The 23,784-nt window shown below is 57.5% G+C and carries 23 protein-coding genes and 1 pseudogene; 6 read left to right on the top strand and 18 right to left on the bottom strand.

Translation table 11 applies throughout. The features are described 5' to 3' along the window. The first annotated feature begins 282 nt into the window (after nucleotides 1-282). Complete coding sequence (locus PKO50_RS08200; protein WP_116424773.1) at nucleotides 283-738, top strand: PaaI family thioesterase; 456 nt, start codon at nucleotides 283-285, stop codon at nucleotides 736-738. 157 nt (nucleotides 739-895) lie between these two features. On the opposite strand, the gene PKO50_RS08195 is transcribed toward PKO50_RS08200, so the two are convergent. The 4 genes from PKO50_RS08195 to PKO50_RS08180 form a co-directional block, all read right to left on the bottom strand. After that, on the bottom strand, nucleotides 896-1,114 hold the full coding sequence (locus tag PKO50_RS08195) for a hypothetical protein (protein ID WP_145923929.1): 219 nt from the start codon (nucleotides 1,112-1,114) through the stop codon (nucleotides 896-898). 30 nt (nucleotides 1,115-1,144) lie between these two features. Next, nucleotides 1,145-1,891 (bottom strand): hypothetical protein, encoded by a 747-nt coding sequence (locus PKO50_RS08190; protein ID WP_275629299.1) that lies wholly within the window; start codon nucleotides 1,889-1,891, stop codon nucleotides 1,145-1,147. 77 nt (nucleotides 1,892-1,968) lie between these two features. After that, a complete protein-coding gene (locus tag PKO50_RS08185) occupies nucleotides 1,969-4,194 on the bottom strand; it encodes a Mov34/MPN/PAD-1 family protein (RefSeq protein WP_061562283.1) in 2,226 nt (741 codons plus the stop codon). Next, entirely contained in the window at nucleotides 4,191-5,381 is a 1,191-nt protein-coding gene (locus PKO50_RS08180; protein WP_061562284.1) for a hypothetical protein, read from the bottom strand. The genes PKO50_RS08185 and PKO50_RS08180 overlap by 4 nt, the downstream gene beginning before the upstream one ends. A 130-nt stretch (nucleotides 5,382-5,511) precedes the next feature. On the opposite strand from PKO50_RS08180, the gene PKO50_RS08175 reads away from it, so the two are divergent. The 3 genes from PKO50_RS08175 to PKO50_RS08165 are packed head-to-tail and all read left to right on the top strand — an operon-like array spanning nucleotide 5,512 to nucleotide 6,939. After that, nucleotides 5,512-6,150, top strand: a complete 639-nt coding sequence (locus PKO50_RS08175) for a WYL domain-containing protein (protein WP_275629298.1) — start codon at nucleotides 5,512-5,514, stop codon at nucleotides 6,148-6,150. After that, nucleotides 6,147-6,392, top strand: coding sequence for a hypothetical protein (locus tag PKO50_RS08170; RefSeq protein WP_141679811.1), 246 nt, complete (start codon nucleotides 6,147-6,149; stop codon nucleotides 6,390-6,392). Before PKO50_RS08175 ends, PKO50_RS08170 begins: the two co-directional genes overlap by 4 nt. Next, the gene (locus PKO50_RS08165; RefSeq protein ID WP_225617171.1) at nucleotides 6,385-6,939 is read left to right on the top strand and encodes a hypothetical protein; all 555 of its coding nucleotides are present in this window, start codon (nucleotides 6,385-6,387) and stop codon (nucleotides 6,937-6,939) included. The genes PKO50_RS08170 and PKO50_RS08165 overlap by 8 nt, the downstream gene beginning before the upstream one ends. 251 nt (nucleotides 6,940-7,190) lie before the next feature. Here the strand turns inward: PKO50_RS08165 and PKO50_RS08160 are convergent, their stop codons facing one another. After that, entirely contained in the window at nucleotides 7,191-7,526 is a 336-nt protein-coding gene (locus PKO50_RS08160) for a hypothetical protein (RefSeq protein WP_242425428.1), read from the bottom strand. A gap of 130 nt (nucleotides 7,527-7,656) precedes the next feature. On the opposite strand from PKO50_RS08160, the gene PKO50_RS08155 reads away from it, so the two are divergent. Continuing rightward, complete coding sequence (locus tag PKO50_RS08155; RefSeq protein WP_181926015.1) at nucleotides 7,657-8,349, top strand: TetR/AcrR family transcriptional regulator; 693 nt, start codon at nucleotides 7,657-7,659, stop codon at nucleotides 8,347-8,349. An 813-nt stretch (nucleotides 8,350-9,162) separates the two neighbouring features. On the opposite strand, the gene PKO50_RS08145 is transcribed toward PKO50_RS08155, so the two are convergent. Then, nucleotides 9,163-9,954 (bottom strand): hypothetical protein, encoded by a 792-nt coding sequence (locus tag PKO50_RS08145; RefSeq protein WP_061562285.1) that lies wholly within the window; start codon nucleotides 9,952-9,954, stop codon nucleotides 9,163-9,165. 96 nt (nucleotides 9,955-10,050) lie between these two features. Then, nucleotides 10,051-10,890: an oxidoreductase gene (locus PKO50_RS08140; protein WP_058490372.1), complete on the bottom strand. Its 840-nt coding sequence runs from the start codon at nucleotides 10,888-10,890 to the stop codon at nucleotides 10,051-10,053. A gap of 157 nt (nucleotides 10,891-11,047) precedes the next feature. On the opposite strand from PKO50_RS08140, the gene PKO50_RS08135 reads away from it, so the two are divergent. Further along, nucleotides 11,048-12,067, top strand: coding sequence for an amidohydrolase family protein (locus tag PKO50_RS08135; protein ID WP_058490373.1), 1,020 nt, complete (start codon nucleotides 11,048-11,050; stop codon nucleotides 12,065-12,067). Here PKO50_RS08135 and PKO50_RS08130 read toward each other — a convergent pair whose 3' ends face one another. The 11 genes and pseudogenes from PKO50_RS08130 to PKO50_RS08080 form a co-directional block, all read right to left on the bottom strand. Beyond that, entirely contained in the window at nucleotides 12,068-13,003 is a 936-nt protein-coding gene (locus PKO50_RS08130) for a DMT family transporter (protein ID WP_275629297.1), read from the bottom strand. 95 nt (nucleotides 13,004-13,098) lie between these two features. After that, nucleotides 13,099-13,992 (bottom strand): cache domain-containing protein, encoded by an 894-nt coding sequence (locus PKO50_RS08125; protein ID WP_082816376.1) that lies wholly within the window; start codon nucleotides 13,990-13,992, stop codon nucleotides 13,099-13,101. An 18-nt stretch (nucleotides 13,993-14,010) separates the two neighbouring features. Continuing rightward, nucleotides 14,011-15,135 (bottom strand): acyl-CoA dehydrogenase family protein, encoded by a 1,125-nt coding sequence (locus PKO50_RS08120; protein ID WP_058490376.1) that lies wholly within the window; start codon nucleotides 15,133-15,135, stop codon nucleotides 14,011-14,013. 28 nt (nucleotides 15,136-15,163) lie between these two features. Continuing rightward, entirely contained in the window at nucleotides 15,164-15,964 is an 801-nt protein-coding gene (locus tag PKO50_RS08115) for a crotonase/enoyl-CoA hydratase family protein (protein WP_058490377.1), read from the bottom strand. A gap of 22 nt (nucleotides 15,965-15,986) precedes the next feature. Beyond that, a pseudogene (locus PKO50_RS08110) lies at nucleotides 15,987-17,030 on the bottom strand (acyl-CoA dehydrogenase family protein); the annotation flags it as partial. A 2-nt stretch (nucleotides 17,031-17,032) separates the two neighbouring features. Beyond that, a complete protein-coding gene (locus tag PKO50_RS08105) occupies nucleotides 17,033-18,181 on the bottom strand; it encodes an acyl-CoA dehydrogenase family protein (RefSeq protein WP_058490379.1) in 1,149 nt (382 codons plus the stop codon). 99 nt (nucleotides 18,182-18,280) lie between these two features. Then, the gene (locus PKO50_RS08100) at nucleotides 18,281-19,588 is read right to left on the bottom strand and encodes an amidohydrolase family protein (RefSeq protein ID WP_058490380.1); all 1,308 of its coding nucleotides are present in this window, start codon (nucleotides 19,586-19,588) and stop codon (nucleotides 18,281-18,283) included. A 151-nt stretch (nucleotides 19,589-19,739) separates the two neighbouring features. After that, on the bottom strand, nucleotides 19,740-21,014 hold the full coding sequence (locus PKO50_RS08095; protein WP_058490381.1) for a cytochrome P450: 1,275 nt from the start codon (nucleotides 21,012-21,014) through the stop codon (nucleotides 19,740-19,742). Between the two features lie 162 nt (nucleotides 21,015-21,176). Then, nucleotides 21,177-21,647, bottom strand: a complete 471-nt coding sequence (locus tag PKO50_RS08090) for a carboxymuconolactone decarboxylase family protein (protein WP_225617172.1) — start codon at nucleotides 21,645-21,647, stop codon at nucleotides 21,177-21,179. A 55-nt stretch (nucleotides 21,648-21,702) separates the two neighbouring features. Next, nucleotides 21,703-22,878, bottom strand: a complete 1,176-nt coding sequence (locus tag PKO50_RS08085) for a thiolase family protein (protein ID WP_058490383.1) — start codon at nucleotides 22,876-22,878, stop codon at nucleotides 21,703-21,705. Beyond that, a complete protein-coding gene (locus PKO50_RS08080; RefSeq protein ID WP_058490384.1) occupies nucleotides 22,875-23,780 on the bottom strand; it encodes a 3-hydroxyacyl-CoA dehydrogenase in 906 nt (301 codons plus the stop codon). The genes PKO50_RS08085 and PKO50_RS08080 overlap by 4 nt, the downstream gene beginning before the upstream one ends. Nucleotides 23,781-23,784: the final 4 nt, after the last annotated feature.

The raw sequence follows: 23,784 nt of genomic DNA, 5'->3' as shown, positions 1-23,784 counted from the left end.
GGCATTCACCGGTCCGAGGCCGGTATTGAGCCATTTCAAACACAGACGGCATACTGCCTTCCGTCATCGAATGAGTGAAAGTGAACAGGCACAAAGCCTGTCTCGCCTCCGATGAGCTCTTCGAACAACCTTTCACACAGCCCTGAGCCTCGCTGCAATCCAAGTGTCCCCACATGCGCATTCTCACAATTTAATAGATGACCACCAGCAGATTGCTCTGATACGTTGCGACAGGAAGGCAATATCAATGTGCGTTTACGACCAATCAAAAGAAGGAACGGTATGTTGGCAACTCAGGATCACTATCCGGAGGAGTTCGCACACTGCTATGACTGCGGCACGGAGAATGAAAATGGCCACAAGCTGAAGAGCTACCTAATCGGGGACGTGGTGCAAGCACGATTTCTTCCCGACCCGATGTACAGCGGTGGTTATCCAGGCAATGCCTACGGCGGACTGATTGCATCGCTCCTCGATTGCCACGGTGCCGCAAGCGCAGCCGCCTTCTGCTATCTAGCTGAGAATCGCCAGATGGGCGACGAGGTTGAGGCGATTCGATTTGTCACCGGAACACTCACGGTTGTTTATCGCAAGCCAACCCCGCTCTGTGTCGAGTTGAGTCTCGAGGGGAAGCTTAAGTCTCTGGAGGGTAGAAAGGCGATTATAGAACTTTCTCTGAGTGCCAATGGCCAAGTGTGTGCCACGGGAGAGATGATTGTATTTCGCTTTAACGCGTGAGCGTAAGAGTCAGCACGAGATTAAAACTAAAACCAGAAGCCATCATACGACCGTTCGGTGGGTTCTGTTGTATTTGTGGTACAGATGTCGTCGCTTCCAATGCCTCTTGCTAAAACTCGGCCCAGGATGCGACGTCTCCGCATAGCTTTGCTGGCATTCATCCATCAGTATCTGCCTGTGCCAAAATTGTCACGCCGAACTCGACTACGGTGTCCGTAGCCTGCGTATGAAAGACATCACGATCGTCCCTGAGCACGTGATTGACGAACAGCTCATCATTATCATAGCTAGGTGACTCTTTGCCGATGGTGAACAGATTGATAGTTCGAAAACACAAATGAGAAGCAAGTATCTGCACAGCACGGACGAGGCTCAACGAGAAACCTGGCAAACCATCACCTAGACGTCAATCCCAATTGAAGAAAACAAGAGCAGCAGTACTAATTAAAAAGACAACCAAAAACAAAAGGACTATTGGTCGCTTCGGGAACAACCTCAAATTAAGCCGAGCCCAAAGTATCGGCATGGCGACAATAGAAATCGCAAACAGAGCTACTGGTGCTGCGTACACCCAGGCAAACAGGTATAGGCACGCAAGCGATATAATAAAGATACTCCCCAGAACAAGAGCACTTTGAAGTAAACCAACAGGAATAGCACCACCCCACAAGTAGCCATAATCACGAGCAATCAGAGATGCGATACCTTGGGTGACATTTATATTCAATAGCATATCTCCCATTGGCAGCATCAGGCAGGAACCCCCAAAAAATCCGGCAATCCCCAGAAACTCCCGAATAATTATTCTATGTCGGAGAACCCAAAATAAAGACCCTGTAAGTAGCACAGCCCCAAGAAACGTGGTAACTAAAGCGAAGCCGATACCATCCAGCCTCCAACGAAACCAGCCTGCGATTAGAATCATTAAAAAAGAAAAGAAAGCCAATCCACCAAAGACCTTGGCGACCCAAACCAATACCACCGAGACTTGCGAACGCCTAGCTATAGAGATCATCGAAAAATAACCACGATCAACCTCTTGCATAAACTGCCTAGCCTTTTCGGTTTGAAGTAGCATGTCCCCATGAAAAACATACCAGATATTGAGTTCAACAAATACCAAAAGACTTTCAAGAACACCTCCAAACTCCAAGCAATCAATCACCTAGCGCAGGACTAAATCCCCCCCCTACAGCATAATCTATGCGCGCTGCTTGCCTGCGGAGTGCGCTAACGCACAAGGAATGACTCCTCATCCCTGGCGACAATGACCATCAAGGCAGGGAGGCCCTCCGCACTCATCTTGCGGTGCAACGTATCGAGCAATTTCTCATCATCTTGGCTTGGGCGAGAAGAACAACCATCTGGGTGGGAATGCCATTCGCCAATATAGTCCACCACTCGCGCAGTTCGGCGGTGCACCTCCTCAAGCATCTCTTGCTGGCCCTCTTCCCCTCTAATGAAATGACTGGAGCTAGCCCGACTATCACTCGGAGTGGGAAGCACGTCGACAACAACAATAGTCTTGGACTTAAAATCCGTGACACCTAGGACGCTTCCACCAGTTTCATTAGGAAGAGCCGCAACCCGAGCGTGCCTGAGCTTCTCGACCAAGAAAGTATCGTATTTAATTGTCCAGCCGTTCGACTCCCGGGAAACTACGTCCCATACCGGCACTTCATGAGCAGACACTGCTCCGGAATGCTCCTCATAGGTCCAGATGCAGAGGCGCGCGTCCGGCCTAAGCACCGACTGCCGCAGCTGACGCGACAGAATACCTGCGTGGGTATGAACACTCTCATTGGACATCCGTACCGAAATATCTCGGCATCCACCACCGACCCAGCGATCGCCCAAGTGATTGGCTAAATGTGTGCTACCCCATTCGCTGGTCAAAATCGCCCGGTAGTACTGTCCCTCGAGTCCATCGATGCGTTGCTTTCGATCCTGGTCTTCAAGAATCATCACGCTCGAAAGCCCCGACGGCGCCAGGAAAAGGCTCACCGTACGAGGTGCATCCTGCATATGAGCCAGCTCGCGAGGAACTTCGAAGGTAGTCGTAACGTCGACGACGAGTTGAGCTTTATCCAATGCGGCATGGACCTGTTCGTCATCGGCGACAATGCTTTTTGCAATGGCAACTGGCGCCAGTTCATTGGGGTAAATGTCCCGTGCAAATGCGCGCATGACGTCAGCTTTAAGAAAGCCGATGCAGTCATCGGATGCTAGGTGACGACTGAGGTTGTGTGGCATGAGCCGATCCGGATCGACATACGTCCACCGCCCCCAGCCCTGACGAACCCAGAGGTCAGCCAAAGCACTACCTAGCGCACCTACACCGGCTAAGACTCCGTCGAACTGTGCGCTCTCTGGCTCCACCGCAGACAGCTCTCGAGCGAATTGTGCAGTGAGAGCCGAACGCACCTCTACCGGCAATAGCGGCAGGGAGCGCCATCCAGAGCCCCGGTACCCATCAAGCAGAGCGATCCGCAAGCGACGACCATTCTGATCGGGCATACCAAGCATCTCAAACGCATCAGCAAGCTCAAGCAGGGACGAAGTCATCAAGTAACCGATCACATCTGCCCGCTCGAGAGCCCCAGCGCGAGTGCGAGGAACCCACAGGAGGATCAACATCCCCTCACCAGCCCCGTCAGCGAGCACAACACCATCTGGGATGGCGTCAAAGACACTGGTGTACAACTGTTCTGCTAGATCGCTCCCCCAGGCCTCCAACTGCTCCTGCAATGAACCAAGCGTGCCAGGCAGAGCAACCACTGCGGTTGAATCCACGGGTGGCACGTTGATGGAGATTACCCTAACGGCTTTGGATTGATTTGACGGATCAGCTGGTACAGCCCGAAGGATGATCGATTCTTCTGACGGCACCCTCAAAAAGTTAAGTGCCTGATCATCTGAGGCGATGTAATCCGCATAATTGGCAGGAAGAATCAGCTGGCAGGGGCTCATATAGAAAAGCGGCTCGAGAGGCTGATCCTCCCGATGTAGTTTGAGTTGTGCCGACTCTCTTAGCCACCAGAACATCCGTGCAATGAAGCGCTGTGGCGTCCAACCGCGCTGCACTGCTGCCCATGCAGAATCATACAAGCAGAGCATCCTAGGACGCCCAAGCACGGTCGGGTGCTGATGTGAGAGCGCAGGAAAATCCTTACGCAGCGTGTGTACCAAAATAGGTACCCGATACTGCGGATTGATCCCTATTGCCAAGCGCTCTCGTCGACGAATGCCAGCGGGGTTTCCAGAGTCTACGGTGCCGTCGCCAGCATCAATGATAATGTAATCCGTGCGAGCCCCATCAATCGTCTCACACCGCAATTCGCGTACATCGATGTGCGGGCTCGCACGACAAGCGTTCAGAAGCGTGATCGTCTCGGGATAGAGTGCATCCTCCTGGAAGCACGCCACAGCGTCGCCGAGCTCGAAGTACTCGATCATTTTCCGCTTCCAGCCCGCGGCGCGACTGCAGCCGCTACCGAAGTCGTTGCAGCCCCAGCCAGGACCGCCGCCACAGTGGCCCGCCTGACTGTACCGCCCGACTCCACCGTGAACTCCAGAACTGCTTCATCCTTCAGATCTCCCGTGCAGCCAAACCAGCCATCCACCCCGTCCAGGATATCCTTGTACTCACGCTTTGCACGAATGTTCGGCGGGTCGATGTCGTCGTCGAGAATCTCTTTGCTACTGGAGACAATGGTTGCGCCACTACGGGCTTGGCCAAGGGCATTACGCGCACCTTCGTTGAGCCTGGCGTCCTCCCCATTCTCCGACCAACTGTCGTAAGACAGGGTGCGCCAAGAGCAATGGTGGGGAGCAAGAAGTAGATCGTACTCAAGGGTCTCAGGGGACCGCTCAAAACGATCCCACAGGCGCTCCCAGATAAGCACCGCTGCGTCACCGCCAATCAGGAAACGAGCCTTAGAAGGCGAATACGCCGATTGAGAGATCTCCATATTCATGACAACGCTGGACTCATTCTTGCTGAGCTGCTCCTCGAGCGCCTCATCATCGTCATGCGGCGTCGGGGCCAGCAGGTGAGCTCTAAAAAATGCAGAGCAATCCTCTCCGTCAATTCGGCTGAACTTGTCGCCCGACTTGATGACAATCGATCCAAGGTCGTCAGTCTTACCCTTGATGTCCTCTCCCATGATGAGGATACGGTTGCCGGTGCTGGCACTCCTATAGGTACGCCAGTATTTGACCCTGCGCCGGGCTTCCTTGTCGAATGCCCCGGCATCGTTACACAGCGTATGGTTTGCTGAGCGACGACGGAAAATCAGGGGCGAAGACCAGATCTCACCGATCAGGATGCGCCTGTCAGCCTGATCCAGATCGTCGTCGGGATAATCGGCGGGATCACCCAGCCAGAAATGCTTAATCAGACCTCGACAGTGGTCCTGGTCGGGGTGACTCAGCAGAAACACATCAACAAACGGACGTCCGTCCTTGTCGATCATCAGCCGCTTGCGAAGCGCCTTTGCGACGTCTGGCGTCTCATCATCAGGATCATCAGCTGCTGCACGAATATTGCTGTCAATGAGAATAGTTGTAACACGCGTGTCCGCGAGACGAACAAGCGTCATGTCACCATTGCCGACTTGGAAAAATGTGATCTTCGCCGCCATAAAACCCTCCCCGGGTCGCTACGCGAGCTTGAGAAAGCCAACAGGCACGCTAAGATACGCATAGAAAAACTACCCGTCTAGACTTTATGCGACTATTTTTTATGCCCACAATTACTTTAGCGGAACGCCTATGACCAGTCCAACAGCTCGCACCGGACGCTGGGGACAAGATCGTCGCCTGGAGTTCATCGATTTTCGATTGCTTTGGGAGGGGCGGCTTAACCGCTCTGATCTGACGACCTTCTTCCGGATATCGGTACCCCAGGCATCACTTGACCTTGCGGCTTATCAAGAGCTGGCGCCAGGCAATATGGTCTATGACCGCACGCTGAAGACCTACGTGGCCACTTCAGCATTTCGGCCCGTCCTGACTAATCCAAGCAGCAGCCATTACCTCAATGAACTGCTGTTGCGAGAGACTGGTACGGTCGCTGCCAGTGACAGCTTCGTTGGGTGGGCACCACCAGTGGCAAGCCTGCCCTCACCTACCCGACAGGTCGACGCGCAAATACTCATACATCTGATCAGAGCGATCCAAAGAAGTGAGGCGCTCACCGTTGACTATCGCTCAATGACTCACTTCGATGAGCCGACACTACGAACCATTTACCCGACGTCGTTTGCAAGCGACGGCTTCCGGTGGCACGTCCGAGCATTCTGTTTCAGGTCGCTCATTTTCAAGGACTTTGTACTGGGGCGAATTACAGAGGTCATCAACTCCTCCCCCCCCCCTCACCTATCCCACGAGATGCAGAGTGGGAAACATTGATCGACGTAGTCATCGGACCCAATCCGACTTACCCCCCTAATAAGCGCCGAGCGATTGAGCACGACTACCAAATGGTAAATGGAGAAACCAAGCTTCGTGCCCGCAAAGCCCAGCTCTACTACCTCAATCGCCGCCTGAACTTGAATCTCAAGGCGGGCGACCCCGTGAATGACTCCCAGCAAATCGTCATGCTTCGCATCGAGGAACATATTCCTATAGGGGAGGCACAGCAAAATGAGTGATAACGGCGTAACAGGGGACGCTCCAGCCAAGCACATATGGATGATCCTAGGGATCCTGTTCTATCTATTGGGCTGGCTCATCTTCGCAACCTACTCGATAGGTGCCATGGCATTAGGTTGGTTACCAGTCCCCTACGCGCCATTGCGCGTGCCGCTCATGTGTGGCGCTATCGCTTATGTGGGCGGGGCGCTGTATTGCTTCCGGGCGATATACCTAAACAAATGCGTTCATAAGCGTTGGGACCCAGACTGGCACATCTGGTATTTCATTCGCCCCATCACCAGCACTATTGCCGGGGCAGTCAGTTTTCTATTCCTCAAAGCTGGCCTCCTTGTGCTGGAGTCGAGCTCAAAGGCCGACGCAAGCGAGATTGGTTTCTTCGCCCTTGCATTCATCGCCGGTTTCAACGTCGACAAGTTCGTTGCAAAAATTGAAGAGGTAGCGAAGGCCGTTTGGGGGATTGACAAATCAAGAAGCGCCAAAACCCTTGCCGGAGAACCAACGCCGCCGCCCAGCGGAACATCCACGCCTTCCAAGACACCCTGATCGTTAGTATGTGCAAAATCACAGATACTTTGGTGATCTAGAGTGAAAAATATGTATATCTGACTACTTCGAGATCGACTTTCTTTATGTCGAAACCGCGAAAGTGAAGATGTAACCACGTTGCTCTATTTGCGTCATTTGTCACTATGAGCTGGAATTTTTCACTTCAAGGGGGCATGTTAGGGACAGCACCGGAATCGCTCTGACAAAGCCCATCGACACCGCTTCCCGTCGTTGCCCATGGGACTTCATTAGAAAACTTTCCCCTCCTCTGCCAGAGCCTCATCGAGGATCGAAAGGATCTGGTCGGCCTGTTCGCGGTCGATGGTCAGCGCCGGGCTCAGGCACATGGTGTTGTTGAAGTCGGCGAAGGAACGGTTGGTACGGCTGTACCTACGACTACTTAGCCTTGGTCCCGGCAAATTCGCATCCTGCACAGCCCCTCGCAACCAGAGGCTTGCCGGGACAATACGGAGGTGGAGCGTTTCTTCCGCTCGCCGAAAGCAGAACGGCTGTACCTGACGCACTACACCAGCAACCAGAATGCGAAAAGTGACTTGCTCGACTGCATCTACCTTTACAATCACCTCCGTCGCCACTCGATATTGGGCAATCTCCGTCCGATGGAGTTTGAGCGGCGAAATGCAAGTAATAGCCTTAACTAACTGCACATCAGTTGCGGATCAGGCCACAAAGCAGATCAAAGCGGAGACTCACGTGACCAACAGTCATTCCTCATCAAGATCAGACGGCGCTGCCACTCGCGAGCACATTATTGAGGAGGCCGGTCGGCTTATTGCTAAGTACGGTCTGGCAGGAGTGAAAAGCGCATTAATTGCAGAGAAATCTGGCACCAGCTCTGCCTCAATAAATTACCATTTTGGCAGTCGCGCAAAGCTTTACGAGGAGGTTATTTCCGAAGCTAAAAGGCGAATAGATCGCCTTCCAGAACTGAGCCCTACCTCTGACCTAGGGCTCCCGGCATCGATACAATTGCGTCGCACCTTAGAGCGTCTGATCGACATAATTACAACAAAAGACATATGGTATGTCCAGATACTTATAAGAGAACTATTCCAGCCATCTTCGAGACTTCAGAAGCTCTTTGAAAAAGAGGGTGATGCTCAAATATCGAGACTACTGGAGATTTCTAGCCAGATTAGCGGCATTCCTAGAACCGCTCCCGACCTGCCGTACTTCGTACTCTGCATTGTCGGACCTTGTATTGCTCTACTCATGGAAAACACTTACAAAAATCCCACCATCGACATGAAGAAAACTACAGCCGCCGCGCTCTTAGACTTCTTCCATAGTTTCTTCCTGGCAGGTCTATTGGCGGCAGGCCAGAATTACTCTAGCGACACTCAACAACTTGACATAGCCACAATCACCCCAAGTACTCGCACCTAGAGGCAAAACCAAGTGTCATGACCATTCTTTTCAACCGCTGAAAACAGGCCATTCCAAAGTCACAGCAAAAGCTCGTGGAAAAAACCGGCTCGTCAGCCTATGCCTGAACCATTACCAGTTTGTCGAACCGCTGCATTAAATAAAGTCGCAGCATCTTCAACAGCGACTCCATTGAACCTGACAACCTAGCACTTCGGGCTTACCAGTGCCCCCCCCCCGCTCCAGAACTTCGGTGACGCCATCGACACAGAGCAGCCGCCCCAACACCAGGCTATTTGCCGGACTAGCCAGGCAGAAGCGCTCAACCGGGCATCCGCCAGAATTTGCGACACCTCGACTGACGTCGGCACATGGATGCACTCTACGTCTGCCCGACTCATTCGAGGTTCAGACAAGTGGCAACGATCTTGTGGCCATCCAGATCACGTACATACGCGGAATATACGTGAGGGCCGTAGTTCCGCGGACCGGGGGCCCCCGCATCGACGCCTCCAGCCTGCAGAGCCACCTTGTGAAATTCATCCACCGCAGCCCGGGTGGGGCGGTGAAACCTATCGTTACGCCGTTACCTACTGTTGCGACATTGCCATCAGTTGGCTTCAGGACCACGAAGCGAGAATCTGCTCCTCCCCAGACTGCGGAATTTTCCATGGATGCCAAACAGACGTAGCCCAGTGTGGGAAGAACAAGATTGTAGAAGGCGTGCGCCTTTACCAGGTCATTGGTGCCCACAGTCAAATGCGTAAACATCATTACAGTCCTCCGGTAGGGTAATTTCTGGTTTCTAAGAGACCAAGCAACTACACGCGCGAATTATCTGGACCTAGTCCCCAAGCGCCGTACTTCATCATCAAGGGCGGTCATCGCTTTCATCAGGTACAGCGCTACCGCATTCGGCGCCCAGTGCCTTGACGGCTCCAGAAGGCGCGGACGCACGAAATGGTAGTCACGCTGTGGAGCGTTCAGAGTCGTGGACAGATCGTGGCCGCGCGCGGATAGCTCAGCAAAGTGCCGTTCGATACTGCTATCCAGCGAGGCGAGTGCTTGATCGTCGAGAATCCAGAGGTCGCCGCCGAAGTTCGGAAAGGACGCCAGTTGGTACGAGATCAACATCTGCCCGATATTCTGACTTAGCTCGTGCAGTTCGTCTTGCATCTTCCCCGGATCAGGAGCAGCGTCGTAGTGCTCGGTCAGTAACCTTTCTAGGTTGGAATACCCCTCAACGACAGCGGGCAACCAACGTGTATAAGCTGCCTGAACCTGGCGAGCGTCAGCGATGCTTTGTGGCAGGTGCTTGAGTTCGACAACCGCATTGTCGAACCGGCGGACCTGCTCAATCAGAGACGCATCCCCCACTTGCGTGGCCATTTCGTGCAAGCGCTCCAGTTCACGGGTGGAGACTTCGATGTTCTCTGCCTCATAGGGGGTGCCGTTGAGGTTGTAGTAGAGCAGCGCATTGACGGCCGCCCGGGTCGCCAGAGTGCGCATCCCGTGCAACGCCTGTCGGTCCTGTGCCCCCAAAGCCTCTCCCCTGGCACAAGCCAGCAGCATCAATATCAGCAGGTAACTCCGAAACCGATTGTCTTTCTTGTTATCGCGATTCAAGTAGAAGTTCCTTCACAAATCCTGTGATGCCTTCGACCCAATGGCAATGTCCGGCTCCAGGCAGAGCCGAACCCACCCTCAACGATCTCCCTGGCCTCAGCTGAAATTCCCGTCGGTGAGTGCCGACCAATCGCGCCACTGCTCCACTTCGCGAGTCAACGCCACCAGTTTTCCTGTCATTACTTGCAGGGCATCGGAACCGGCCAGGTAGCGCAGCGGCGGATGCTCTTCACCGGCCAGCCTCACAAGCATCACACCCAGCTTGGCGGGATCGCCCTTCTGTTGGTGATTGTTAGCCGCCGACGACGCCTTGATACGACGACTGAGCTCGGCATAGTCCTCCAGGCTGTTGCTACCCAAAGCGGCCGAACTGCCATCGAGAAAGTCGGTACGAAAGGCGCCAGGCTCGATCAGAGTTACGCGTATGCCGAATTGCGCGACCTCTTGGGCAAGGGATTCGGAAAACCCCTCCACAGCGAACTTCGCCGAACAATACAGCGCCGCACCAGCCATACCGGTCAGACCAGCAATGGAGGAAACATTGAAGATGTGTCCACTGCGCTGTCGGCGCAACGTTGGCAGCACTGCACGGCAGACATGGAACAGGCCGAAGACATTGGTTGCAAACTGCCGCTCTGCTGCTCCGGCGTCGTTCTCCTCGAAGGGACCCAGTTGGCCATATCCCGCATTATTCACGACAACGTCAATACGCCCGAAACGTTGTACTGCTGCCTCAACCACGGCGGCCGCCTGGCCAGCCTCGGTGACATCCAATTGCAGAGCCAGTACACGCTCAGCAAAGGGCTCGAACACCCGTTCGAGACGAGTCAGATGGCGACCTGTCGCAACAACATTGTCACCTGCTTCCAGCGCTGCTCTGGCAATGGCCTCGCCGAGACCACGGGTGGCCCCCGTGACGAACCAAGTCTTATTCATTGTTGATCTCCGGGCTCGGTGGATTCCTGGGCCAGCCAATGTCGAAGGCCGGCTTGATGGTTGCCTGGAAAGCATATGAACAAATTTTTAATTTATGTTCAAATAAGATTTTATAAATCCGTGCCACTGCCTTGCAACCCACCCTGAGGACTACACCGTGCTGATCGATATCCATGCCCACCTCGTGACAAAGGGAATGCTGAACCGCCATGAGTTCTGGGGCCCCTTCATGAAGACCACAGGCTTTACAGTCGGTCACTTTTCCTTGGGCACCAAGCAGCCGTCCAAGGCGCGAAGCGACGAGGAAGCCGAAGCCAACCTACTGGGTCGCATGACCCATGAAAGCCGCCGACGCCTGATGGCCGAGCGCGGCGTAGACAAACTGGTAGTTTCAGTACCCTCTCATGCATTCATGTACTGGGCAGGTGAGTTCGGGACCGAATACGCACGCATATGCAATGACGAAATGGCCGCCTATTGCCGTCAGGATCCGCAGCATTTCGACTTCTGGTGCCATGCAAACCTGGCCGAGCCGGAAGCAGCAACAAGGGAGATCGAGCGCGCTGTCCAGCAGTTGGGCGCCAAGGGAGTCTGTGTCGGCGGTACCAATTTCAATGGTATCGAAACCCATGACGAACGCCTGTTTCCGGTCTGGGAGAAAATCGAGCAGTTGGATGTGCCTATCATGGTGCACGGCTTCAACCAGTCCATCTACTGGGGCGAGAAGCACACCGACGACAAGTTCGAGACCACCTCGATCGTTGGTGACTGCGTCGATGAAACGCTGTTCTTCTGGTACCTGATCTGCGGTGGTGCGCTGGATGCGTATCCTAAACTCAAGGCCTACATCACCCATGCTGGCGGTATGGCGGTGTTTCAGCTCGGCCGCCTCAGCGAACTGAACCAGGCCATGGCACCGGATGCCCGCAACCGCAGGCCGTTGATGGACTACCTGGACAACTTCTACTTCGACCTCGACGTACATGCGCTAGGCCTGCGCCGTGGCGTGGTGGAGGTCGTCGGCGTGGATCGGCTGGTCTACGGCACTAACTTCGGGGGAGCCTATGCCCATGGCGACCTCACCGAGAACCTGGGCCTGAGCGGAGATGACCGGGAGAAGATTCGCAGTGGCAACGCGATCCGCCTGCTCAAACTGGAGCCCCAGGTCAGCCGCTGATCATCCCCAAGCGGGCTCAGGTGTCGGAGCACCTGGGTCCCGTCCCTCCCGTACCGGTCCTGGTCCCCTGCGCGGCATCGGTACGAGTCCCTGTACCACAGCGATGCCAAACAGAATCAGGCCACCACCAATAGCGTGATAGCCATGCAGTTCCTCACCCAGTAGCACCACTGCCAGCAAGCCGGTGAACAATGGCGTAAGGTTCATAAACACCGCAATCCTCTCCGCTCCGATCTCCCCAAGCGCATGGTTCCAGAGCCCGGGCGCCAGCGCCGACGCGAACAGACCGGCATAGACCACCAGCGGCAAGTTGTGCGCTGTCAGTTGCACCGAAGGGGCCAGCAGGAACGCTGGTAGCAACACGATCAAGCCACAGAACACCTGCACATAGAGTGACTCCCAGGTCGCTATCGGTAATTGCCAGCGCTTGAGCAGCAGGCAGTAGACCGCATAGGACAGCGACGCCATGAGCATGAGGAACTCGCCCAAGCCCATTCCTTCCCGCCACAGCCGACTCGGCTGTCCGGCACTGATAAGCAGGGCGAGCCCGCAGAATGAGACCAGACAACCGAGCCAGACAGAAGGCGTCGGCCGCACCCCCATCAACGGTAATGCCAGCAGCGTGGTCAGCAGCGGCATGGTACCGAGAATCAGGCCCATCGAGGTGGCAGAAACCGTATGCGCGGCGAAGTAGGCTAGCGACTGATACAGGGCCATGCCCAACACTCCGAGGGCAAACAGCTGCCAGAAGTGCCGGCGGATCAACCGCCGTTGCTTCCAGGCCCTGGGCAGCAACCAGGGGCTGAGCAAGATGAACGCCAGGAGCCAGCGATAGAAGGAAATGGCCGCCGGCTCGATAGCACCGACGGCCAGTCGATTGACTACCGTGCTACCGGCCCAGATCAGCGAAGCTAGAATGGGGAACAGATAGATCATGAGTCATCCGTCCTAACGAACCCAGGAGTCACTGGAAACCAGCGCACATCCAGACAAGCTCCACAGGCTCCCCGCTTCGCGTACCACAACGCCCTTCAGGTCCCAGGGCGTATGTAGTAACCGACCGCCACGGCGTATCGCCCTACTTGGCGAAGCAGGGTGCTCTTCTGCTCAAGGCGATTGCTCGCAGGGTTGCGCCACAGATAGCTCACCTCTGCATATCCACCACCCTTCTTCAGCGCATCGAGCATCTGTATACCGATCCGCTTTTGGTCGGCGGACTGCAAAGCACGGAATTCAGTACCAACCAAGCGCAGGTTGTAACCGTGGGCGCTGAACTTCAGAGTATCCAGGTCGACGATGAAGACATACAGATCATCACGGATAAACTCCATGTCCAGGCTGTTGACCTGCTCGATCACCTTCGCGGGGTTGACTGCTATCGCGGCACTCGCGCGCTCCAACAGTTGGATAGCCTCCTGCTTGCTGGAGCGAGGCATGTAATAGCCGACCGCGAAGATCCGCTCACCAACACGCCTGAAAAACACTCGCTTGCGCTCGGTCTTGCCATCAACCCAGTTCACCCAGTGGTAATCGGCGCTATGGGTTTCACCATCCTCTGGCAACGCCAACGCCGCCTTGAAGGACTTGTTCAATTCAGCGTCAAGCACGCCACCGATATTGCGCCCCACCAAGTTCGCCGACGGCCCTCCGCTGGCCAACATCACGCCGCTAGTGTCGACGACATAAACATAGAATTCGCCATCGACGAACTCTCCCTGACGACTGAAGGCAGCAAAAGCAGCCTCCCCCTTTTCCCGGTAGTAGGCAACAGCTCGGTCCAACAGACGATTAGCCTGCATAGCCTCCGCCGCATAATTTCCTTCGTCTTGGGCCAGGGCGCTGGACAGGCAAAGCACACCGAGCAGCAGTAGCAATACATGGCGAAAAATAGACAACTTGGAGGCCTCGGTGTCAGCAATAGTCATTGGCTCGAAGCCCTCCGATTACAGGGTACGTCCAATGATTTCTTTCATGATTTCAGAGGTGCCGCCATAGATGCGTGCAACTCGTGCATCCACCCAGGCGCGACTGACCTTGTATTCGCTCATGAAGCCGTAGCCACCGTGCAGTTGAAGGAATTCGTCGAGCAACTTGCCCTGCATCTCCGAACCGAGCAACTTGGCCATGGCGGCGACATCCGCCGGTAGTTCACCACGCATAACCTTGGCTAGGCAGTCGTCGACGAAAACCCGCAACATGGTCGCCTGCGCCTTGGCCTCGGCTAGCTTGAAACGGGTGTTCTGGAAATCCAGTACCGGCTTACCAAATACCTTACGATCGCGGGTGTATTCGATGGTTTCTTCCAGTAGGGTATGGATTGACTGCGCCGCACGGATGGCGATGATCAGACGCTCCCAGGCCAACTGGTGGGTCAGATACTTGAAGCCCTGCCCCTCCTCACCCAGGCGGTTGCTAGCCGGTACCCGCACCTCGTCGAAGAACAGCTCGGCGGTATCCTGGCCCTTGAGGCCTATCTTCTCCAGCAAGCGCCCCTTGGAGAAGCCCTTGCGCTCTTCCTCGATACAGATCAGCGTCAGTTCCTTGGCCGCCGGGTCGAGCTTGGTGGCGGTGACTACCAGTCCGGCATTACCGCCATTGGTGATGAAGGTCTTCTGTCCGGAAACGATGTAGTCGCCACCGTCGCGGCGTGCCAGAGTGCGCATCGAGCGCAGGTCGCTGCCGATGCCAGGTTCGCTCATGGCTATCACGCCAATCAGCTCGCCACTGACCATCCGTGGCAGCCACTTCTGCTTCTGCTCTTCGCTGCCATAGGCGACGATGTAGGGTGCGACTATCTCCGAGTGAGTGGTGAAGCCCACGGCAGTCGCATTGGCCCTGGCCAACTCTTCGATCATCACAGCGGAGTGGCCGAAATCGCCACCGGAGCCGCCATATTCTTCCGGCACGGTGGAGCACAGCAGCCCGGTCTCGCCCGCCTTCAGCCAGATCTCCTTGGGCACGATGCCGTTCTTTTCCCACTCATGCAGGTGAGGCACGATCTCGCGATCGACGAAACGTCGCGCCTGCTCGCGGAACAAGTTGTGGTCTTCACGGAAAACACCACGCATAACTATCACTCCAGTTCAGTCGGTCTTCTCAACGGTCCAGATAATCCGGCTTGCGCTTGTCCAAGAAGGCGGAGACCGCTTCCTGATGGTCTTCCGTGTGGTGGGCCAGCGACTGGTAAGCGGCGGACAACTCCAGCAGCGAATCGAGGCGCATGTGCTGGCCCTCTCGCAGCAATCGCTTGCACAGGCGCAGGGCATGCCCCGGATTCACAGAGATGCGCTGTGCCAGCGACCGGGCCTCGGCCTGGAGCGTCTCGTGGGTGCAGACTTGCTCCACCAACCCCCACTCCAGAGCCTTGGCGGCATTGACGGTGTCACCGGTGAAAGCCATCAGACTTGCCTTGGGGATGCCGATGATGCGTGGCAGCAACCAAGCCCCCCCATCGCCCGGTACAATCCCCAGTCGGACAAAACTTTCCGCGAACAGTGCCGAAGTCGACGCCAGGCGAATATCACACATGCAAGCCAGGTCCAGTCCGGCGCCAATCGCCGGGCCGTTGATAGCGGCAATCACCGGAATATCCAGCTCGTACAACGCCAGCGGGATGCGCTGGATACCATCACGATAGGTATTACGCAGTTCGTAAGGGGACCCGGCGAATATCCCCTCGCGACTGCGCATGTCCTTGACGTTGCCGCCGGCGCAGAAGGCGCTGCCGTTGCCGGTCAGTACCATAACCCGCGCCGAGTGATCCCGACGCAGTTCGGCGCAAAGGTCGACGAACTCCTGGATTTGCTCCGGCGAGGTCAGCGCGTTGCGGGTTTCCGGGTGGTTCATGCGCACGGTGACGATGGCGCCGTCCCGCTCGATCTGCAGAAAGGGATTCATGCTGTATGTCCCCGAGTCCAGGTAGAGATTGGGTTGCGTGCCCTGTAAGCAACGGCCAGTAGCCTTGGCCACCAGCGGCGCAGGCCAGTTGGCCGATACGCTGGCTCCACAGGCTGGCCGAACCAAACTCGCTACGCCAGGCCCACAGGCGACGCGACAGCAGGTGCAGCGAATACTCCTGGGTAAAGCCGATGGCGCCGTGCACAGAATGGGCGATACTGGCGCCGACGCTGGCTGCCTCGGCGGTACTGACCTTTGCAACAGCAATACTGAGGGCGGCCAGGTCAGTGTCCGATTCGACGAAGGCAGCCTCCGCAGCGACACCAGCGGCCGCCGCCTGCTCGGCGAATACCGCGAGCTGTTGCTGGATAGCCTGGAAGGCGCCGATCGGGCGGCCAAACTGGTTGCGCTCGCAGGCGTAGTCAGAGGTCATGTCCAGCAGCGCTCGCAAGGCCCCGGCGATCTGTGCGGAACGCAGCAACGCCCCCCCCAACAAAAGAACATCACCCGGCATCCCCGCCGGCAGGGGTGCACTGGCGAGCACCGGAGCCGAGCTGAAGCGCAGGCCATCGCGTGGCTCTCCAGCCACGTTCAGGGCCAGGATCTGTTCAGCCGCCGCGGCACGGTCCAACAGGACTACACGTGGACCATCAGCGGTATCGGCAACGGCCACCACCGCATCGACATACCGCCCCCAAGGCACGTCATGCACGGAGCCATCCACCTTGTCGCGCCGCAGGCTGAGTTGAACGCTGGCGCCAAAGCTGAGGACGCCACTATGTCCTTCGAGCCCGGCCTTGCCAAGCAACCAGTTGGCCAGCAGCGCTTCACCCAGGGGCACTGGCGCAGCAAAACGGCCGGCGGCGCGAGCCAGCACATAGAGATCAGCCCACCCCGCCTCGCCCCCACCCAGGGCTTCAGGTACGGCAGCCAGTGTGAAACCAGAGTCCTCCAGGACGCTCCAGAGTTCTGCTGGCCACGCACCACCTTCGCAGCCGAGCACGTATTCCGACGTGGCCAGATTGCCGAGCAGGCGCTCAATGGTCGATTCAAATAGTTCTCGCATGATTATCGCAACCCCAGGCCACGCGCGATGATGCCGCGCAGGATTTCGCGAGTACCACCGCGCAGAGAGAAGGAAGGTGCCATCTGCATCAGATAGGCCAGGACCCGGGCGTGTTCGCTGCCACCAACTAGGCGAGGCTCGGCCTCGACCAGCAGTTGGGCGACCTCGGGCAGTTCCTGCTCGAACAGATTGCCCAGATCCTTGACGCAGGAAGCAGCCCAGGTCGGATGCTCGCCGGCAGCCAGTTGCGCGGTGACTGCCAATGACATATTGCGCAAGGTCAGCAGCTTCGCCGTGAGGCGGCCAACCTCGCGGCACTGTAGGGCATCCGGACTGTGGCCGAGTGCATCGATCAGTGTCCTGAACAAGGCCATGCAGCTGAGGAAGCGTTCCGGACCGCTACGCTCGAAAGCCAGCTCGGCGGTGACCTGCTCCCAGCCCTTGCCTTCGGTACCGATCAGCGCATCCGCATCGAGCTGAACGTTGTCGAAGAACACCTCGTTGAAATGCTCGCCACCGGCCAGGTCTCGGATGGGACGGATGATGATCCCCGGCAGGCTGAGGTCGACGATGAACTGCGACATACCCTCATGGCGCGCCGCCTGCTTCTCGCCGGTACGCACCAGGGCGATCATGAAATGCGAGTGCTGGGCGTTTGTGGTCCACACCTTCTGTCCGTTGAGCAACCAACCACCGTCATTGCGACGAGCGGAGGTCTTGATCGAAGCTAGGTCGGAACCTGAGTTCGGCTCGCTCATACCAATGCAGAAATAGCTTTCGCCGCGGCAGATCGACGGAAGGTAACGGTCTTTCTGCGCCTCGCTGCCGAAACGGTTTATCAGCGGGCCGCTCTGCCGGTCAGCAATCCAGTGCGCCGACACCGGTGCACCGGAGGCCAGCAACTCCTCAATGATTACGTAGCGAGAGAAAGGACCGGCTTCAATGCCGCCATAGCGCTTCGGCAACGCCATGCCGACCCAGCCCCGGGCGCCGAGCTGGCGACTGAACCCCGCATCGAACCCCATCCAGGATTGCGCCCGGGCGGTCGCCGGATACTCGGCAAGATAGTCCTGGAGAAATGTCCGCACCTCGTGGCGGAGCAACTCCGCTTCGTGGGGAATCCTGCTGTAAGTGAATTGAGCGATAGACATGCGAACTCTCGAAATGGGGCACAAGGCCAATCACTGACAGGTGAGCCGAAACCCGCCAGCCCTCCCCGACATTAAGGGAGAGGGCTGGTAGGCGCCTTATCAGAGAGCAGTGCCGGCGTCTGCCTTCGCAAACATCGCATTGATGTCGCCAGAAGTGACCGGCTTGCCATCGGCACGCCCGTGGTCGGCGCCACCAAGGCCCAGCGCCGGCTCGGTTTTCACGTGCGCAGCTTGGGCGCGCAAGGCGCCGACCGTGCAGTTCTCGCGACCGAGAATCGCGAACGGGTCGTAGGAGAACTCGCGCATGGCGTTGAGGTGGGTGACCTTGTCGATGGTCTCCTTGGGCAAGTGCCTCAGGCCTTCCCAGGCCGTTTCCGGCGAGTTCGGCCAGGTGCAGTCGGAGTGCGGGTAGTCGCTTTCCCAGGTCACCATCTCTTCGTTCATGAACTTCAGGTTCTGCAGCCCGAAGTTATCCTCGATGAAGCAGGTGATGAAATGCTTCTTGAAGATGTCGCTAGGCATCTGTCCACCGAAGTTGGAATTGGTCCAAGCGTTGTGATGGCGATGGGTGAAGTCGGCGCGTTCCAGCAAGTAGGGAATCCAGCCGATGCTGCCTTCGGACAGGGCCATACGTAGGCTCGGGAATTTCTTCCACATCGGCGCCCAAATCCAGTCGGCCGCCGAGTTGGCGATGGAGATCGGCATAGAGGTGATCCAGGCGTCGATCGGAGACAGGTCGGAGGCGTGCTCGGCCTTGACGCCGGTACCGATGTGGCAGCAGATCACCACGTTGTGGTCGGCGCAGGCTTTCCATAGCGGGTCCCAGTAGTCACTGTGGATCGACGGGAAGCCGTGAATCGCCGGGTTGTCGGATAGCGAGAGGGCATGCACGCCTTGCTTGGCCAAGCGCGCAACCTCCGCGGCTGCGGCCTGCATGTCCCACCAGGGCACCAGCATCAGCGGGATGAAACGTCCCGGCGCGGCATTGCACCAATCGTGCAGGTGCCAGTCGTTGTAGGCCTGGATGGCCGCCAGGGACACGGCGCGGTCCGAGTGGTTCTGGAAGCGCTGGCCGGCGAAGCCAGGAAAGGTCGGGAAGCAGAGTGAGCCGAGTACGCCATTGGCGTTCATGTCGTCCACACGATCACTGATGTTCCAGGTGCCGCGGCGCATCTGCTCATAGCCCAGCGGCTCCATGCCGTACTCCTCCTTGGGCCGCCCGACCACCGAGTTGAGGCCCATATAACCGGTGGCCTGCTCCTCGAAGACCCACACATCGCGCTCTCCGCGCTTGACAACGTGGGGCTCGCGCCCCTTGAAGCGGGCCGGCATGTGACGTGCAAAGGCATTCGGCGGCTCGATCGCGTGGTCATCAACGCTGACAAGAATCAGATCTTCAATCTTCATTGTTGTTTTCCCCTTGGCTTACGGGTTCCTGATGTGTTTCCGATCATAGAGCACGACCGAGATAAATTAAACACTTTTTTTAAATATGTTCAACTACATATTCTATCAGGAACACATCGAGCACGCCCCGCAAAGACCAGGGCCACGTGGCTCAATCCCAGATCACATGTAGGTGATGGGGGCCACGCAGTTGCGCTCCGATAATTTGTGGGGCCGGTTTGCCGACATCGAGGCGAATATTGGGCATCAGGTCGAGGACGGCATTAAGCGCGCAGTTGATTTCTGTTTTGGCGACGAACTGACCAATGCACATATGCGGACCGAAACCGAAACCGAACGACGGCCTGGACTTGCGGTCGATGTTGAAGCTGTCGGCCTGCTCGAACGCGTCCTCGTCACGGTTGGCCGAGCTGACAATGCACGAGACCATGGCCCCCTTGGGAATGGCCACGCCACGAATCTCGACGTCCTTGGCCGCCTGGCGCACCTTGAAAGTGGCCACCGGCTCGTAGCGCACCGTTTCGTCGATGACTCTGGGCACTAGGCTGCGGTCCTCACGGATACGCGCCAGTAGCTCCGGCCGCTCCAGCAGCAGTGCCATCAAGGTGCCAAAGGTACGAGTGGTAGTCTCGCTCGCCGCCGGGAGCAGCGAACGGACAAAGGTGGTGATCTCATGATCATCAAGTGAGCGCCCCTCGTACTCGGCCCGAATCAGACGGCTGATCAGGTCATCGCCCGCAGCGCCTTCGGCACGACGTTGCGCTACTACCACCTTGACCACGTCATAGAGAGCCTGGGCGGCCTCCATCGCCGCGCCACGTGCGGCGGCAGCCCTCTCGGGATCAACCTGCGGACCAGCCAGGATAGCCAGCGCCCAGGCGGCATACTGCTCTATCTCCTCGGGACGGTCCTCGGGGAAGCCGATCAGCGAGTAGATCACGCGAATGGGGAAGTACAGGGCGAATTCCATGAGATCCGCACGCTTGCTAGCAACCATGGGCTTCAGATACTCATCGCGGATAACCCGATCGATCTTGGATTCCTTCCAGCGATTGACTGTCTCGGGCATGAACACCGGCTGCAGCAGGCTGCGGATGTTCTTGTGCGCGAGTCCATCCATGGCGGTGAGGATCAGGCCATCGAAGAACGACCCCAGCCCCTCGGCGATGAAGCCACTGGTGAAATTCGTGGCATCGCGCATCACCGCCATGACATCGTCGTACTTGAACAGCGTGAAAACCGGACGGTCAGGATCAAGTCCGGCAATCGACGGCACACCCAGGCGCGCCATGAAGTTCTCCGGGAGAACCGGGGATTTCTCGCGCATCTCACGATATACCGCGTGCAGATCGATATCGGCACCTCGGTAGTTGCTCGCGACATTGGCGAAGACTTGCTCCAAGTTGCTTTGGGCCGGGGCGGACATGGACATCTCCTTTCTTGTTGTACGTAGCCGGTATGCGTGGCCCCGTGAGGGACACGCCCTATCGGGCATATTAGGCACGCTATGCATAAATCTGAACGATTTTTTACATTTTGCCCAAAATCAAGAAAAGAAATGCCCAGCCAAGGCGTATGAACAATGCGTTCAATAAGCTTGCTGGACGTAAGTCATACGACCACCGGCTAGCATCAGGGCACAATAGAGGTTGATTTCCGTCACCTGAGCCGGACTGAAGAATTCGGCCATTCGTGCGTAGTGCTCGTCGTCGATGGCCATGTAGTCACCCGCGAACAGTTCGGCAAAACGCAGAGCAGCCCGCTCGGCAGGAGTGAAGCGCTCACTGTCGGTCGCCAAGCAGGCAATATCGTCCTCGCTGACCTCATCGGACTTGCGCGCCAACTGGCATGCCTGGCAGGTGGTGATACTGGCGATCTTCAGCCGCAACAGCTCGCGCAAGCGCTCGTCCAGCAAGCTGTCCCGATAGAAGCCGGCCATCAGCTCCAGCCAGGCCAGGGCCAGGCCAGGGCGATGCGCCCAGACCTGGATCGGCCTTGTCGAACTGAGCATGCGGGTTTCCTGCCCCCACACGATGGCCTCGCGCAGCTCGGCCGGCATATCCTCCAGCGGTACCATGGAAATTCGCGCTATGCCTGCAGCCCTCTCCATCTGTTCAACCAAGGCGCTCGATGATGGTTGCGGTCCCCATGCCTCCGGCACAGCAAATCGCCTGCAGCCCATAACGGGCACCGCGCCGCTCCAACTCGTTCAGCAGCGTGGTCATCAGCCGTGCGCCACTAGCGCCAAGCGGGTGGCCCAGGGCGATGGCACCACCGTTGACATTGAGTCGCTCGTGCGAGACACCGGTTTCATGCATCCAGGCTAGCGGTACCGAAGCGAAGGCCTCGTTGACCTCGAACAAATCGATATCACTGATGCCCAGGCCAGCTTTCTGCAGCACCTTGTAGGTGGCAGCGATCGGGCCAGTAAGCATCAGCGTCGGGTCAGCCCCCACCGTGGTGAACGCACGAATCCGAGCCCGAGGCTTCAATCCCAGACGCTGAGCAGTTTCCACCGACATCAACAGCAGTGCTGCCGCACCATCGGAAATCTGTGAAGAGTTTCCGGCGGTGATGCGGCCGCCCTCAGGGCGGAAACTGGTCTTCAAGGTCGACAACTTACCCCGGGACGTGTCACGACGAATGGTCTCGTCCGCCCGCAGCGGTGCTACAGGTTCGCTAAACCCATGCTCGCGCAAACCCTCGACCGGTACTTCGACGATTTCATTAGCGAAATACCCGGAATCAGCCGCAGCGGCCGCCCGGCTATGGCTGACGAAGGCGTAGTCGTCCAGTTCGTCACGGCTGAGCGACCACTTGTCGGCAATACGCTCGGCGGCCTCACCCTGACTGGTCAGCTCATAACGCTCGGCAGCCATCCAACCAAAAGCTTCGCCGTGGATCTCGCGGTTGCTCCCCATCGGTACACGGCTCATGTTCTCCGCCCCGCCGGCAACCACGATGTCAACGCCCCCGGCGGCAATGGCGCCAGCGGCGACATGCACCGCCACCTCTCCCGACCCGCACTTGCGGTCGATGGTCAGCCCAGGGATATCCACCGGCCAGCCGGCACCAAGTAACGCGGTTCGGGCAATGTTGGCCGACTGTTCGCCGATCTGGGTGACGCAGCCGAGTATCACGTCATCAACCTGCGCTGGCGACAGGCCTACGCGCTCCAGCAGCTTGCCAATCACCAGTGCTCCCAGGTGATCGGCACGCACACCGGCCAAACCACCGCGGAAACGGCCAATCGGCGTACGTACTGCATCGACGATCACTATGTCTTTCATAGTGCACTCGCCTTGAGGCCGGAGCCCGGCACCCGCGTGCCCTCTTCATAGCGATAGACGCCATGCCCGGTCTTGCGGCCGAAGCGCCCGGCGGCGACCATCTTGATAATCAGAGGGCACGGCCGGAACTTCTCGCCCAAGGTCTGATGCAGGTAGCGCAAGACAGACAATCGGGTATCCCAGCCGGTCAGGTCACCCAGCTCCAAAGGCCCCATGGGGTGGTTGAAACCCAGACGCAGAGCCGTGTCGATATCCTCAGCACTGGCCGTACCCTCCTGGAGCATGTACATCGCCTCGTTGCCGAGCAATGCGGACATCCGGCTGGTGGTCAGGCCAGGCGACTCGTTGACAACGATCGAGGTCTTACCCATTGCACCGCACAGCTCACGAGTACGCACCAGCGCCTCGTCACTGGTCGCCAGACCGCGAACCAGCTCCACCAGCTTCATCTTGTGCACCGGATTGAAGAAATGCATGCCGATGACCCGCTCGGGGCTGGCTAGGGCGGCGGCGATCTCGGTCACACTCAGCGCCGAGGTATTGGTGGCGATGATTGCGCCGGGGGCGAGCAGCGGCTCGGCCTGGGCAACCACCGCCCTCTTCACATCCAGTCGCTCGGAAACCGTTTCCACCAGCCAATCGGCCCCCTGCGCGGCCTCGGCCAGGTCGCCGCTGGTGGACAGGCGCGCCAAGGATGCCTGCGCCGACTCAGCGGAGACTTTGCCAAGCGATACACCATCCTCGAGGATCTTGCCGATATTGCCCCTGGCGCGGGACAACGACTCAGGGTTGGTATCCACCAGCACGGTGGGATAGCCGGAACTGGCGAACCCGTGCGCAATACCGGTCCCCATCAGACCAGCCCCCACTACCACGATCTTTTCTTGTTTATCAGTGCTCATGCTT

The organism is Pseudomonas sp. 273 (assembly GCF_029201425.1).
In the GTDB taxonomy this organism is placed as follows: Bacteria; Pseudomonadota; Gammaproteobacteria; order Pseudomonadales; family Pseudomonadaceae; genus Pseudomonas; species Pseudomonas delhiensis.
This window is presented reverse-complemented; position numbering and strand designations above follow the sequence as displayed.